General features: G+C 68.2%; 17 protein-coding genes. 9 read left to right on the forward strand and 8 right to left on the reverse strand.

Translation table 11 applies throughout. The features are described 5' to 3' along the window. Positions 1 to 15: 15 nt before the first annotated feature. The 5 genes from NJ4_RS01985 to NJ4_RS26475 form a co-directional block, all read right to left on the reverse strand. The gene (locus NJ4_RS01985; protein WP_067429416.1) at positions 16 to 726 is read right to left on the reverse strand and encodes a transporter substrate-binding domain-containing protein; all 711 of its coding nucleotides are present in this window, start codon (positions 724 to 726) and stop codon (positions 16 to 18) included. A gap of 76 nt (positions 727 to 802) precedes the next feature. Then, positions 803 to 1,543, reverse strand: coding sequence for a D-Ala-D-Ala carboxypeptidase family metallohydrolase (locus NJ4_RS01990; RefSeq protein ID WP_067429417.1), 741 nt, complete (start codon positions 1,541 to 1,543; stop codon positions 803 to 805). A gap of 120 nt (positions 1,544 to 1,663) precedes the next feature. Continuing rightward, on the reverse strand, positions 1,664 to 2,812 hold the full coding sequence (locus NJ4_RS01995; protein ID WP_067429420.1) for a methyltransferase domain-containing protein: 1,149 nt from the start codon (positions 2,810 to 2,812) through the stop codon (positions 1,664 to 1,666). A 55-nt stretch (positions 2,813 to 2,867) separates the two neighbouring features. Continuing rightward, positions 2,868 to 4,025 carry a GDSL-type esterase/lipase family protein gene (locus NJ4_RS02000; RefSeq protein ID WP_067429422.1) on the reverse strand — a complete coding sequence of 386 codons (1,158 nt, stop codon included), beginning with the start codon at positions 4,023 to 4,025 and terminating at the stop codon, positions 2,868 to 2,870. A gap of 14 nt (positions 4,026 to 4,039) precedes the next feature. Then, positions 4,040 to 5,452: a GrpB family protein gene (locus tag NJ4_RS26475; protein ID WP_245644409.1), complete on the reverse strand. Its 1,413-nt coding sequence runs from the start codon at positions 5,450 to 5,452 to the stop codon at positions 4,040 to 4,042. Between the two features lie 23 nt (positions 5,453 to 5,475). Between NJ4_RS26475 and NJ4_RS02010 the strand changes: the two genes are divergently transcribed. From NJ4_RS02010 to NJ4_RS02035, 6 genes are all read left to right on the forward strand, one after another. Then, a complete protein-coding gene (locus tag NJ4_RS02010; protein ID WP_067429424.1) occupies positions 5,476 to 5,898 on the forward strand; it encodes a hypothetical protein in 423 nt (140 codons plus the stop codon). Between the two features lie 66 nt (positions 5,899 to 5,964). Continuing rightward, positions 5,965 to 6,345 (forward strand): VOC family protein, encoded by a 381-nt coding sequence (locus NJ4_RS02015; RefSeq protein ID WP_067429427.1) that lies wholly within the window; start codon positions 5,965 to 5,967, stop codon positions 6,343 to 6,345. Further along, positions 6,342 to 6,995 carry a hypothetical protein gene (locus NJ4_RS02020; protein WP_067429431.1) on the forward strand — a complete coding sequence of 218 codons (654 nt, stop codon included), beginning with the start codon at positions 6,342 to 6,344 and terminating at the stop codon, positions 6,993 to 6,995. Before NJ4_RS02015 ends, NJ4_RS02020 begins: the two co-directional genes overlap by 4 nt. 192 nt (positions 6,996 to 7,187) lie before the next feature. After that, positions 7,188 to 7,700 carry a sigma-70 family RNA polymerase sigma factor gene (locus NJ4_RS02025; protein ID WP_407668037.1) on the forward strand — a complete coding sequence of 171 codons (513 nt, stop codon included), beginning with the start codon at positions 7,188 to 7,190 and terminating at the stop codon, positions 7,698 to 7,700. Beyond that, positions 7,693 to 8,349 (forward strand): anti-sigma factor family protein, encoded by a 657-nt coding sequence (locus NJ4_RS02030; protein WP_067429434.1) that lies wholly within the window; start codon positions 7,693 to 7,695, stop codon positions 8,347 to 8,349. The genes NJ4_RS02025 and NJ4_RS02030 overlap by 8 nt, the downstream gene beginning before the upstream one ends. A gap of 15 nt (positions 8,350 to 8,364) precedes the next feature. Beyond that, on the forward strand, positions 8,365 to 8,877 hold the full coding sequence (locus tag NJ4_RS02035; RefSeq protein WP_067429437.1) for a COG4315 family predicted lipoprotein: 513 nt from the start codon (positions 8,365 to 8,367) through the stop codon (positions 8,875 to 8,877). A gap of 31 nt (positions 8,878 to 8,908) precedes the next feature. Here the strand turns inward: NJ4_RS02035 and NJ4_RS02040 are convergent, their stop codons facing one another. Next, positions 8,909 to 9,403 (reverse strand): CinA family protein, encoded by a 495-nt coding sequence (locus NJ4_RS02040; protein WP_067429441.1) that lies wholly within the window; start codon positions 9,401 to 9,403, stop codon positions 8,909 to 8,911. Between the two features lie 58 nt (positions 9,404 to 9,461). Here NJ4_RS02040 and NJ4_RS02045 point away from each other — a divergent pair, with 58 nt between their 5' ends. Then, entirely contained in the window at positions 9,462 to 9,869 is a 408-nt protein-coding gene (locus NJ4_RS02045; protein ID WP_067429443.1) for an NUDIX hydrolase, read from the forward strand. Positions 9,870 to 9,939: 70 nt separating this feature from the next. Here NJ4_RS02045 and NJ4_RS02050 read toward each other — a convergent pair whose 3' ends face one another. Further along, positions 9,940 to 10,275 carry a TraR/DksA family transcriptional regulator gene (locus NJ4_RS02050; RefSeq protein ID WP_067429445.1) on the reverse strand — a complete coding sequence of 112 codons (336 nt, stop codon included), beginning with the start codon at positions 10,273 to 10,275 and terminating at the stop codon, positions 9,940 to 9,942. A gap of 12 nt (positions 10,276 to 10,287) precedes the next feature. Then, a complete protein-coding gene (locus NJ4_RS02055) occupies positions 10,288 to 11,100 on the reverse strand; it encodes an inositol monophosphatase family protein (RefSeq protein WP_067429447.1) in 813 nt (270 codons plus the stop codon). A 112-nt stretch (positions 11,101 to 11,212) separates the two neighbouring features. On the opposite strand from NJ4_RS02055, the gene NJ4_RS02060 reads away from it, so the two are divergent. Continuing rightward, positions 11,213 to 11,806, forward strand: a complete 594-nt coding sequence (locus NJ4_RS02060) for a TetR/AcrR family transcriptional regulator (protein WP_067429449.1) — start codon at positions 11,213 to 11,215, stop codon at positions 11,804 to 11,806. 4 nt (positions 11,807 to 11,810) lie between these two features. Then, positions 11,811 to 12,179 (forward strand): DoxX family protein, encoded by a 369-nt coding sequence (locus NJ4_RS02065; protein WP_082748099.1) that lies wholly within the window; start codon positions 11,811 to 11,813, stop codon positions 12,177 to 12,179. The last annotated feature ends 37 nt before the right edge of the window (positions 12,180 to 12,216 follow it).

Raw genomic sequence — 12,216 nt, forward strand, 5'->3', positions numbered from 1 at the left:
GCGTTCCCGACCCGCTCAGGGGATGGTGGCGACCTGCCCGGAGCGTTCCAGCGCGGCTGCGACGAAGCCGTTGCTCTTCAGCTCGTCGATCATCCCGATCAGGAAGGCGACCGTCGCGGCCGAGCGCGTCCGCGTCGTGCCCACTGCCTGGAGGATCTGCATGAAGGGCTCGTCGACCAGTCGTAGGTCGTGGTGCGCCTCGACGTACGCCGTGACCGGTTGCCGAATGCCGGCCGCGACCTCGAGCCCTTCCGCGGCGAACACGTCGACGCCGTCGACTCCGCGCACGATCGTGGCGTGCTCGAACGTGCGGGTGAGGAACAGGTCGTAGGCCGAGCCCTGCTTCACCCCGATGCGTACGCCGTCACGATCGACGTCGGCGACCGAGCTGATCGGGCTCGTGGCCGGCACCGCGAAGACACCCTCGATCGCGACGTAGGGCGCGGAGAACGCGACCGACTTCTCGCGGGCGGGATCGATCGCGAGGAAGCACAGATCGGCCGCGCCCGCGGTCATCGCCTCGAACGACTTTCGAGCCGCCTCGAAGCAGAGCAGATCGAGTGGAAGCCCGAGTTGTGTGGCGATCTCACGGGCGAGGTCGACCGTGATTCCGGACGGCGAGGCGGCAGTGCCCTGTGCCAGCACGGGATTGCCGAGATTGATCGACGCCCGCAGGGTGCCCGTGGGGGCGAGGTCATGGGCGATGGCCGTGAGATTGTCGGACACGCCTTCGACCCTACGCGCGCGGAGCCAGAACGCCGGGCGGCACACCGCGTGCTTCACCGGGCAGGCGGCCGCCTGCTCAGATGCCGCAGTTCGGGGCGCTCCAGGTTCGCCCCGACCGGATGTCGACGTGCACGTGGTCGTTGTGGTCGGGGTAGCCAGGGCCGAAGATCGTGCCGTAGCCGATGTAGCGGGCAGCCTGGGCGATGCGGCAGAAGGTCGAGTTGCCGTTGACAGGAACCAGGTCGAGGGCCCGACCGTAGGTGTGCTGGCCCGTCCCCGACCCGCCGACCTGGCGGTCACACGCCTGCGACCGGAAGCCCGAGGTCACCCGGATCGGCTTGTCGCCCTGGCGATGGCGCAGGGCCTCGGCACGCCACATCGAGCGGAGCAGGTTGGTCTTCACCGTGGTCGCGCTCACCGACCCGCCGCTGTAGCCGCCGGCTCCGCACCCCCCGTCGACCTCGGTCCACGCGAAGTGGATCGGTGAGCAGTCGGCGTCCTGGAGGGCATAGATCTTGGACATCGTGTTGGGCCCGGCGACACCGTCGGCACTCAACCCGTAGGCGGCCTGGAAGTTCTTGACGGCTTGCGTCGTCTGGGGGCCATAGCTGCCGTCGATGGCCATGTTGACGCCGTAGCCCGCCCATCCGGCGACGCGTTCCTGGAGCTCGGCGACGTCGGAGCCGGAGGCTCCGGAGCGCAGGGTGCGGCCCCAGGTGTAGCAGCCGTCGGCAGTCGCTGGTGGTGCACCGAGAAGGACGAGGCTGGAGATCGCCAGGACGAGTGCGGCGACCAGACTGGACATGCGGATGGGCATGGATCACTCCTGTTCCCGAGAACGGCCCGAGGGCCCGTGACGCCCAGTCCAGCGTGTCGCACGGCGCTTGTGAAGCCCCAGGAGGTGAACAGTTCGGAGGCCGGGTCGCCGGAGTGCTCCTCAGCTCACCGGTCGGGCGCGCTCGAGGAGCACCATCACCTCGTGGTGCTCGGTCTGCGGGAACATGTCGAACAGTCCGGCCTCGATCACGGCGTACGCCGGCAGCGCCGCGAGGTCACGGGCCAGGGTGGTGACGTTGCAGCTGGAATAGATGAGATGGGACGGCCCGTTCGCCTCGAGGCCAGCACAGAGCTGAGGGCCGATTCCGCGTCGCGGTGGATTGACGACGACGAGATCGGCGGTCGGGTCGACCAAGGTCCGGGTCGCGTCACCGGTGTGCCACTCGCTGGTCGGTCCGGCGACCCCCTCGCCCGCCAGCGCGCTGGCGAGGTCGGCGGCACTGCGTTCGGCGCTGCGGATCGCCTCGGCCGACGACTCGAGACCGACCACGTGGCGGGCCCCGTGCCCCAGGGCGTGCAGGCCGAACCCGCCCACTCCGCAGTAGAGATCGAGCACGGTGCCGGGCCGCAGCTTCTCGATCCAGGTGCGGGCCCGGGCATACAGCCCGGCAGCGACGAAGGTGTTGGTCTGGAAGAAGCTCTGCGGCCGCAGGTGCAGCGTGACGTCGTTGACCCGCATCGGCAGGGTCTCCTCGGTGGTGAGGATCTGCTCCTGCTCTCCCTCCAGGATCGCCTTGTGCTCGGGCTGGAGGTTGACGCTGACCACTCGTGCCTCAGGGATCCGACTGCGGATGCGGTCGAGGTCGATGCGGGGGAGCTGTCCGGGGGAGCGGAGCACGAACCGCACCATCACCTCGCCGTCGGGCGAGTGGGTCACGAGCAGATGCTTGAGCTCACCGTTCCGGCTCGCGACGTCGTACGGCGTCAGCTGGAGCTCGGCGATCAGCCGCGGGAGCCGGTGCACGACGTGGGCCAGACCGGGCTCGTAGAGGCCGCACCCGGTCAGGTCGATGCCACGTCGGCCCGCGTCGAGGATGCCGAGCGTCGGCTCACCTCGACGCCCACCGACGACCAGCTTGGCCTTGTTGCGAAAGCCGTCCTCGCGGCCGGTGAACGGTGCGCCCCACTCGATGCCACGACCGAGGGCCGCCGTGACGAACGTCTGTTTGCGGGCCACCTGGTCGGCGTACTCGACGCCCATGTGGGTGCACGACCGGCACACACCCGCATCGAAGTAGCCACACTGCACGCGGCAACGATACGGCCTCCATCGATGGTCGAGATCCTGCCTGGGCGGTGGGGGGCTAGCGATCCAACCGCGGAGCCAGCACCAGTTCCGCGAACCGCTGGCCGATCAGCTGATGGGTGGCGGCGTCGGGATGCAGCTCATCGGGCAACGGCAGGCCCACCGCGTCCTCCTCGCCGTAGAGCTCACGGCCGTCGAGGTGGTGCAGGTTCGAGTCAGCCCGGGAGCGTTCGGCGACGATCCGTGCGAGCTCGTCGCGGATGACGCGCAGGGTGAGCTTCCCGGCCGGGACCTCGGCGGGGTCGCCGGTGGCCACGAAGCGCATCTCACCGCGACTCATCGCCTCCATGTCTGGCCCGCTGGGGCCGGGTGTCTCCTCGTGGATGGGGCACAGCACCGAGGAGATGACGACCAGGGGAGTGTCCGGGTGGCCCTCGCGGATCGTGTCGAGGAATCCGTGCACCGCCGGTGTGAAGGCGCGCATGCGCATCGCGTCGAGGTTGATCAGGTTGATGCCGATCTTGACCGTCACCAGGTCAGCCGGGATGTCCCGCATGGCCCGAGCTGTGAACGGGTCGAGCACCGCGCCGCCACCGAAGCCGAGGTTGATCAACTCGACCCCGGTCTGCCGGGCCGCGATCGCCGGCCACGTGCCGGTGGGGTTGGGGGCGTCGGTGCCATGGCTGATCGAGCTCCCGTGGTGCAACCAGACGGGCCGCGGCGATGCAGAGCCCGGCTCGATCGTGGCGTCACTGCGCAGCGCCACCAGTTCGGCGGTCTCGTTGTGCGGCAGCCAGATCTCCACCTCCTTGTCACCCTCCGGCAGAGCCTCGAAACGAACCGTGCCGGGCTCGCCGACCTCATGGGTGAAGCTGCCGGTGGTCATGTCGATCGTGATCGTGTTGCCGCCCGTGACGTGGCCCCGGCCGACCACCTCGCTGTCGGCGGCGATCTCGTAGACTCCGTCCGGCCGTGGCGGCGCACCGACGTACACCCGTTTGGTCGGCACGGTGTCGAGCTCGACCCACGTGGCCGTGGTGCGGAAGACGATCCGACAGCCGGAGGGCTGGGCCTCGGCCATCCGCAGCTGATCATCGGTGATCTGGGCCCGCGCGGCAGCGGGGAGCCGGTGGGGGAGCACGCCACGTCTGGTGGGCTCGACCTCGAGGGCACCGCGCACCAGATCGGCGGTGACGGGGGTGGTGATGGTGGTCATGATGCTCCGATGGTTCAGTCGTTCGGGTTGTTGAGTTCTCTGATCTGCTGCAGCTCGTCGGCCGTCAGGTCTGACTCGGCGAGCACCTTCTGGAGCACGTCAGTCTTCCGCGCAAGATAGGTGTCGATGTCCATGCCGGGCTCGTCGGCCAGCTGTTGCTTGACGGCGCCGTAGGCGTCGCGCAGGTCTTCGCGCCGGGTCAGCACCTCGCGCACGGCCAGGTGGTTGCGAACGTTGAGGGTGCCGGCCGTGCAGAGGTAGACGTGGCGACGCGGTTCGACGTCGGGGGCGAAGAAGGCCTCCCGGCCGACGACGCCCAGATTGCCGCGATGCTGGTAGCCGGCGTCCTCCATTGCTCGCAGTGCGCGAGGGACGTCGGTCTCGTCGACGATCACGTCGATGTCGAGGATCGGCTTGGCGGCGAGGCCGCGGATCGACGTCGAGCCCACGTGCTCGACCTGGGACGGGATGCCGTCGAGGGCGTCGCGGAGCACGGTTGCAACCTTGTCGAACTGGCCCGGCCACGTGTCGTCGTACGCCACGACCTCGATCGGCTGTTGTGCGGTGGGCCGAACGGTCAGGGCCTGGGCGACAGTGCCCACTGGCCCGTGGACGTCGTGCAGGACGCTGCTGGTCAGGCCTGCGCCGGTCGCGCCGAACGAGACGGTGGTGTCGAGGCCGACCCACTCGCCGGCCGGCTGCCGGAAGAGGTGCACGGTCAGGTCGACGTTCGGGAACGCAACCTCCCCGGGGTCGACACGCACGTTCATGCCGTTGGCGATGTCGACCATGCCGATGAACCCGGCCAACCGACTGGTGGACTCGTCCGCAAGGAGCGGCTGAGCGGTGCGGGACCAGACGACGCCGCGTCCGGGCTCGGTCGTCGTACGACGAACCTCGGCCGACTCGATGAACCCACCCGGCCAGATCGACGTGGGGTCCCAGGGGGCCACCTCGTCGGGGGAGGGGAGTCGAGGAAGCGCACTGCCTGCGATCGTGCCGGTGCTGCTCGGCTGCAGGAGCCAGGCCCGAAGGATGACGCCGGCGCGCCCGGCGGCCGACATCGTGGCCTGGACCAGTTCGATGGTGCGCCCCGGGCGGAGCACCTCCACCTCGACCTCGACGACGTCCACCGGCAGTGTGCCGAGGATGTCGTACGAGAGGCGGTTGATGCGCAACTGGTCATCGGCCCGGCGAGCAGCGTGGTCGAGCTCGATGGCGTGCACCAGCAGCCCGAGGGCAGGCGCGATGTGCTGGGTCTTGATGTCCCAGGCGCCGCTCACATGCTCGGTGGCACGAAAGGTGTTGCTGCCAGTGCGTTCGAAATAGGCCATCCGTGTGCCCTCCATGGTGTCGCGGCCAAGCCGCCTCGATCCTGCCTGAGAGTGGTCGTCGGCGACCACGCGGGGCAGACGTGGAACCTTCATGCCCACTGCCACGTCGTAGTGGCATGAACACACGACTCGTTGCCCTGCTTCTGATGGGGCTCTCCTGCTTGCTCCTCACCGCCTGTGGTGAAGGCAGCGACGATGACGGGGCGCAAGCCGGTCCCGTGACGATCGATGTCGTCAGGCAAGGGTGGACCGGTTGGAGCAGGGAGCAGCCGAAGCCGATCACCCGGCAGGTGACCGTGTCCGAGGGCGAGTCCTTCCGGGTCGACGATCTGGGCGGCGAGATCGTCTTCACCGTCAAGCACATCGACGACGGACGCGTCGAACTTGAGAGCTCCGAGAGCCTGTCGCCGCGCGAAGGGGATGCCGGCGTCGACCTCAGGTCCGATCAGGACGAGTTCGAGCTCACCGCCGACGGACCGCTCACGGTCACCACCCCGACCATGGACGCGGGGGTCACGTTCACCCTGACGCTGGTGTGACCAGCCCACGGTGGGCCAGGTGGAATTGCGTTGCACTACTGGGGCCAGAGACCTAGCGTCGAACGCATGGGCTCACGTCTTGCCGAGCTGGCGCTTGACGCCAACGACCCGCTGCGACTGGCGGCCTTCTGGTCGGGGATGCTGCGCCGTGGCCTGAGTGAGGTCGACGACCTGGTGGTGGTGCGTCCGGCCAACGACCTGCAGCTTCCGATCGTCTTCCTGCCGACCGACGCACCGAAGGCGTATCCCAACTGGACCCACTTCGATCTGACCAGCTCCACCCCGCAGGACCAGCAGGAGACGGTTGATCGCGCGCTGTCGCTCGGCGCGCGCCACCACGACGTCGGACAGGGCCCCGACGCCCGGCACACGGTGCTCGCCGACCCCGAGGGCAACGAGCTCTGTGTGATGTCCGGGGTCCGGCACACGTTCGTGCAACCGGCGTGAGCGAGCGCATCCCGCTGGCGCGGACTCCAGAGGAGCAGGCCGAGGAAGACGACTTCCTGGCCTTGTACGGCGAGTGGGCGCCGATGTCACCCTCGGAGTTCGCGGCCGAAATGCGTGGCTTCGACCGACCCTGGTGGGTGGTCGGTGGCTGCGCGATCGAGGCGGCCACGGGCTTCCGCCGCGAGCACGAGGACACCGACGTGTCGATCCTGGCCTGCGACGTGCCGGCATTCGTCGAGTTCATGCGCGACAGGTGGCACGTGTGGAACAACGTCGGGGGAGTGCTGCACCCGCTGGGGGATCGGTGGCCCGACGTCGAGGAACCCGCCAGTCAACTGTGGCTGCGCGCGAGCGCGAAGGACCCGTGGATCGTCGACATGCCGTTGACTCCCGATGAAGGTGGGCTGTGGACCAACAAGCGGATCGCCGGCCACACGGCTCCGGTCGAGGAGGTGACATGGACGGCCGGTGACGGCATCCGCTATCTCCTGCCCGAGATCGTGCTCGTCTACAAGGCCGCCCTCGGTCGCGCCAAGGATGATCCTGACTTCGAGGCGAGCCTTCCGGTGCTGACCGACCCGCGACGCGCGTGGTTGCGCGCGTCCTTGGTGCAGGTTGCGCCCGATCATCACTGGCTCGAACGACTCTGAGACGACCGTGTGCCTGCACATCAGGCGGCCGAGCGAGATCAATGACGATGGACATCGTCCGGGGCTCGTCGGCGTCGAGCGGGCCTCATTGTGTTGATTGGCCATCGCCGCTCGAGTGAACCTTTCGCGGGCCGTCGTCGTGTTCTCCGGTGTGGGACATGCTGGAGTTGACCGGACGGTCGTGGAGGCACGGTGGTGACGCAAGAGGCGGACCTGATGCGGGCGTTGCACGACGAGCACGCACCTGCACTGTGGGCCTACGCGCTGGCGTTGACCAACGGCGACCGGGGCCGGGCCGAGGACGTCGTGCAGGAGACGCTGCTGCGCGCCTGGCGGCATCCGGAGGTCCTGGCGCGTTCCAGCAGCTCGGCACGCGGGTGGCTGCTGACCGTGGCACGCCGCATCACGATCGACGACTGGCGAAGCCGCGTGCGGCACCCCGAAGTGGTGACCGACAGGCCTCCGGAGCCGCCGTCGAGCGACGAGACCGACGCCGCTCTCCAGGCCTGGCTGGTCGCCGACGGGATCCAGCGGTTGTCTGCTGCCCATCGCGACGTGATCGTGGAGTGCTACTACCGGGGCCACACGACGGCCGAGGCCGCGCGCCGACTTGGTGTGCCGGACGGCACCGTCAAGTCACGACTGCACTACGCCTTGACCTCGCTGCGCCTCGTGCTGCAGGAGATGGGGGTCGAGGATGACTGACCAGTTCTCGGCGTACGACGCGGCGTACCTCCTGGGTGCGTTGAGCCCCGAGGAGCGTCGCGACTTCGAGGCGCACCTGCGTGACTGCGACGAGTGCTCCACGAGTGTCACTCGCCTCAGCGGGCTGCCTGGACTCCTGGCCAGGGCGCCGCGACCCGATTTCATCGACGACCCCGGCCAAGTGCCCGCGAGCCTCCTGCCCGCGTTGCTGGCCCAGGTGGCCCACCGACGCGCACACAGGCGACGCGTCGTCCTGTTGGCAGCGGCTGCGGCGGTGATCATCACTGTTGCGACTGGCGCCTTCATCGCCCTCCGGCCGCCCCTGCCGGAGGCAGACCAGAGCGTGATGGAGATGACCGCCGTCGCGGCCGGCAGCCCGGTGCATGCCGAGGCCGTGCTCGACGGCAAGGCCTGGGGCACCCACATTCGTCTGCACTGCTGGTACGACGACAGGTCCGACTATCGGCCGGGCACTTACCGGCTGGTGGTCACCGACACCGACGGCACCGTCCAGAAACTGGCGACCTGGGCGGTCGTGCCGGGGGAGAGGATGACCGTGGACGGGTCGACTTCCCTGGAACTCGACGAGATCGCCACCGTCGAGGTGCGCAATCGCACGGACACCCCCGTGCTCACTCTGTCGCCCTGACTCATGGGAGATCCGATGAACATCACCAAGCTGATCCTGGTCGCCATCGTCGTTCCGAGCCTGGCCACAACCCTTGTGGCGTGCGGCAACGACGGTGGTTCGAACGACGACACCGCCGGGTCCGACTCGAGCGCGGGCCCGCTCACGGTGCGCAGCCTCGACGGTGCGGGAGACGTGTACGTCGACGCGGACGGCCGTGCGGTCTACGTCGCCGAGGAGGAGAAGTCGGGCAAAGTGCTGTGCACCGGCCCCTGCCTTGACGTCTGGAAGCCAGTGGTCGCGTCCGGCAGTGCCACGGCCGGCGACTTCGGGACCCTGACCCGAACCGACACCGACGAGGAGCAGGTGACCTTCGAGGGTGCTCCGGTCTACACCTTCTCGATGGAGGGTCGCGGAGAGGTCACTGGCAACAATGTGACCGACGAGTTCGACGGGGTCAGCTTCACCTGGCACGTCGTGGCTGCCGGGGGAGTTACCCCGTCGGACACCTCCTCCGGCCCTGACACAGGGAACGGGTACGACTACTAGTGGACACCGGCAGCCGAGAGGTGGTGACGACTCACGTCGTCACCACCTGTCCGCGCCCGGTGATTGCCTCCAGCAGCAGGTCGAGGGCCTGGGTGACCGAGTCGGCCCGCACCCCTGCCCGGTCACCGTCCAGCAGCAGGCGCCGGTGCCAGACGCGATCAGCCGAAGCGACGGCAACATGGACCAACCCGACCGGCTTCTCGGGCGTTCCGCCGTCGGGCCCGGCCACTCCCGTGGTGGACACGCCGTACGTCGTACCCAGTCGCCCTCGTGCGCCCTGGGCCATGGCAACCGCGACTTCCTCACTGACTGCGCCGACGCGTTCCAGCAGCTCCTCGGGTACGCCGACCTCATCAGTCTTGGCCTCGTTGGCGTAGGTGATGAAGCCGCCGATCAGATAGGCCGAGGAGCCAGGCCGGTCCGCGAGACGACCTGCCACCAGGCCCGCTGTGCACGATTCAGCGGTAGCGACGGTTGCTTCGTGGAAGAGCAAAGCTGTGGCGAGGCGTTCGTCGAGGCTGGTCATGAAGCCATCACACCACGGTGCCGGGGCGTCGGGCGTCACTGTCATTAGTCTGGCTGGTATGCCCCTGCGTCATGCCATTGCCACGGCCGCTCTGGTCCGCGACGGTCGCCTGCTGCTGGGGCATCGTCATCCGCAACGGCGCTACTACGCCGACTGCTGGGACCTGATCGGCGGCCACATCGAGCCGGGGGAGAGCCCCCGGGAGGCAGTGCGGCGGGAGTGCCTGGAAGAGATCGGGGTCCGGGTGAAGAACCCGCGCCCCATCGACCTGGCCTTCAGCGACCCCGACATCGACATGCATGCGTTCCTCGTCACGGAATGGATCGGAGAACCGACGAACCTCGCGCCGGACGAGCACGACGATCTGGGGTGGTTCAGCCCTGGTCAGATCCCGGGCCTGGTGCTTGCGGATGCGGCTGCCGTACCGGACCTCCTGCGTGCCGTGCGCAGCGCCTCGGGAAGCTAGGCGGATGCTGGTGGCCGTGCCGCCGCGTGGCTCGCCGACCGTGGAGCCGAGCAGCTCCTTGGTGCCGAATCTAGGAGGCGCAGTCGACGCAGGTGCGGGCGGTCGGCCGGACCGCCAAGCGGCCATCGGGGACGTGCCGACCGCACTGCTCGCACCTGCCGTAGGTGCCTGCCGCCAGGCGAGTGAGGGCAGCGTCGATCTCGCCGAGGTGAGCTCGCGCCTGCCGCACCAGCGCATCGAGTTGGGAGCGCTCGAAGGCGATGGTCGAGCCCTCCGGGTCGTGCTCGTCGTCAGCGTTGGTGTCGCGAGAGGCGGCCACGACCTCCTCGAAGTCGGCGGTCAACGCCGCGAGCCGATCATGGGTCGCTCGCCGTTCCCGCTCGAGGGCGGCGCGGATGTCAGCCATCGGACATCGTCCTCAACCCGTCCTGACGCCTGAGCGGGCAGCGCGGAGATGCGGTTCGACGAGCTCGAGCATCCGGTCATGGGTCTCCTGGTCGGCCGAGACGATGAGCCCCCGGTCCGTGTGCAGTGGGTTGCCGTCGAGGTCGCTGATGACACAGTCGGATGCGCGACACAGCGCGAGGCCAGCGGCGAAGTGCACGTTGTTGCGGAACTGTCCGTCAGAGACGTACGCCGCACGACGCCCCGCCGCGACCCATGCGACGGCGAGCGTGGAGGAGATCACCCTCGGCCCGAAGGCCTTGCGCAGTTCGGGGTCGCCGACGAGTTGACCACCGACAAAAGCCCGGTCCAACGGGCCGTCGCAGTTGATGTCGACCAGTCCAGACTCGGAGGTCGGGCCGAGTGCCTGATCGTCGCCGTCCCGACGGATGAAGGCGCGAATACCGTCAGTGAAGAAGATCTCGCGAGCAATCGGGTCCACGGACGCGGCCGCCAGGGCCGTGTCGCCCGACATCAGCGCGACGTTCACGGCGACCAGAGGTGTGGTGGCGGCGAAGTTGAGGGTGCCACACAGTGGATCGACCAGCCATCGTCGTACCGCGTGCTCGCCGCCGGAGCTGCCGGACTCCTCTCCGGTGCGGGCGTCGTCGGGACGTTGCTCGCGCAGGACCTGCACGATGGCCTGCTCTGCGTCGATGTCGGTTTGAGTGGCGAAGTCCGTGGCTGACTTGGCAAACCGCGTATGACGTCCGCCGTAGCTGCGAGCCACCACGTCGGCGCCGGCTCGAGCCGCGGCAACGGCAACCTCCACGTCACTCAGACCCATGCGAGAACCGTACGGCGACCCGGGTCACGCAGTGTCCGTCTTGACCCCGTTGATGGTCGGCAAGTACGGTCATGAACATGTTCAGTGAACACGTTCAGTCAAGGAAGCTCCGATGGTGACACGGGAGGAGTTGCGACAGGGAACCCACGACAAGGTGATGAGCTCCGCAGAGCGACTCTTCCGAAAGCGGGGCTACCGGGCGACGACGGTTCGAGACATCGCAACGGACGCCGGGGTCAGTGTCGGCAGCGTGATGGCCGTCGGCGACAAGGCCCGACTGCTGGTCGCGATGTTCGACAGATCGATCGGAGAGATTCACGTCGGTCGCAAGCGCGATGGCGTCCCGCAGGCAAGAACCGGGCCGGACGCCAACCCGGCCGATCGCCTTCTCGAAGTCGTCGCACCCTTTCTGGCCATCTTCGCCGAGGACACCCAGCTGTCTCGCGAGTACAGCGCCATCCTGACGAGCGGCGATCACGACTCAGCGCTCTTCCACGGTCTCGCCGATGACCTCATTCACGAGTTTGCCGTCGTCCTGGGGGAGTCCGGCATGGACCCCAAGGATGTTGAGGTGGCCGCGAAGGCCATCTACTTCGCCTATCTCGGAGTGATCCGCGCCTCCGCGGCAAAGAGCGGGAGCCACACCCCGGACTCGGTCCAAGAGATGCGCGACGTCTTCAGCTACATCGCAAGCCCGAGAGGTTAGTCCGTTGTCCGTTCTTCCCGAGCCCTGGTGGCCGACAGCCATCTTGGCAGCGGCCCTCTTCGGTGACGCAGTCATGTCGATCCACCCGCCAAGGTTCATCCGCGACTGTCTCGACGGAGTGAGGTTTCCGCGGGACTGGTGGTGGGTGCTCATCGTCGTCAAGCTCCTGGCTGCCGCAGGCTTGCTTGTCGGCCTCAAGGTCGAGGGCGTCGGCCTGGCTTCGAATCTCGGTGTGATCGCCTACTTCCTGGCCGCGGCGTACGCGCACATCAGGGCGCGCTTCCTCAAGCAGGAGTTCTGGCTCAACTGTCTCGGCATGCTGTTCTTCGCGACCGCCGTGCTGCTGTATTCGTTCGTCGGCCAGTCGATCTGATCCTGATTCGCGAGACCAGTCACAGGGAGCGCGAGGG

The organism is Nocardioides jensenii JCM 1364 = NBRC 14755 (assembly GCF_001552535.1).
Classification (GTDB): Bacteria; Actinomycetota; Actinomycetes; order Propionibacteriales; family Nocardioidaceae; genus Nocardioides; species Nocardioides jensenii.

Excerpts from the sequence above, each read along its gene's own strand:
- NJ4_RS02060 (WP_067429449.1), top strand. The coding sequence starts at position 11,213 with ATGGTGACACGGGAGGAGTTGCGACAGGGAACCCACGACAAGGTGATG.
- NJ4_RS02015 (WP_067429427.1), top strand. The coding sequence starts at position 5,965 with ATGGGCTCACGTCTTGCCGAGCTGGCGCTTGACGCCAACGACCCGCTG.
- NJ4_RS01990 (WP_067429417.1), bottom strand. The coding sequence starts at position 1,543 with ATGCCCATCCGCATGTCCAGTCTGGTCGCCGCACTCGTCCTGGCGATC.
- NJ4_RS02000 (WP_067429422.1), bottom strand. The coding sequence starts at position 4,025 with ATGACCACCATCACCACCCCCGTCACCGCCGATCTGGTGCGCGGTGCC.
- NJ4_RS02010 (WP_067429424.1), top strand. The coding sequence starts at position 5,476 with ATGAACACACGACTCGTTGCCCTGCTTCTGATGGGGCTCTCCTGCTTG.
- NJ4_RS02045 (WP_067429443.1), top strand. The coding sequence starts at position 9,462 with ATGCCCCTGCGTCATGCCATTGCCACGGCCGCTCTGGTCCGCGACGGT.
- NJ4_RS26475 (WP_245644409.1), bottom strand. The coding sequence starts at position 5,452 with ATGAAGGTTCCACGTCTGCCCCGCGTGGTCGCCGACGACCACTCTCAG.
- NJ4_RS02040 (WP_067429441.1), bottom strand. The coding sequence starts at position 9,403 with ATGACCAGCCTCGACGAACGCCTCGCCACAGCTTTGCTCTTCCACGAA.
- NJ4_RS02035 (WP_067429437.1), top strand. The coding sequence starts at position 8,365 with ATGAACATCACCAAGCTGATCCTGGTCGCCATCGTCGTTCCGAGCCTG.
- NJ4_RS02030 (WP_067429434.1), top strand. The coding sequence starts at position 7,693 with ATGACTGACCAGTTCTCGGCGTACGACGCGGCGTACCTCCTGGGTGCG.
- NJ4_RS02055 (WP_067429447.1), bottom strand. The coding sequence starts at position 11,100 with ATGGGTCTGAGTGACGTGGAGGTTGCCGTTGCCGCGGCTCGAGCCGGC.
- NJ4_RS02050 (WP_067429445.1), bottom strand. The coding sequence starts at position 10,275 with ATGGCTGACATCCGCGCCGCCCTCGAGCGGGAACGGCGAGCGACCCAT.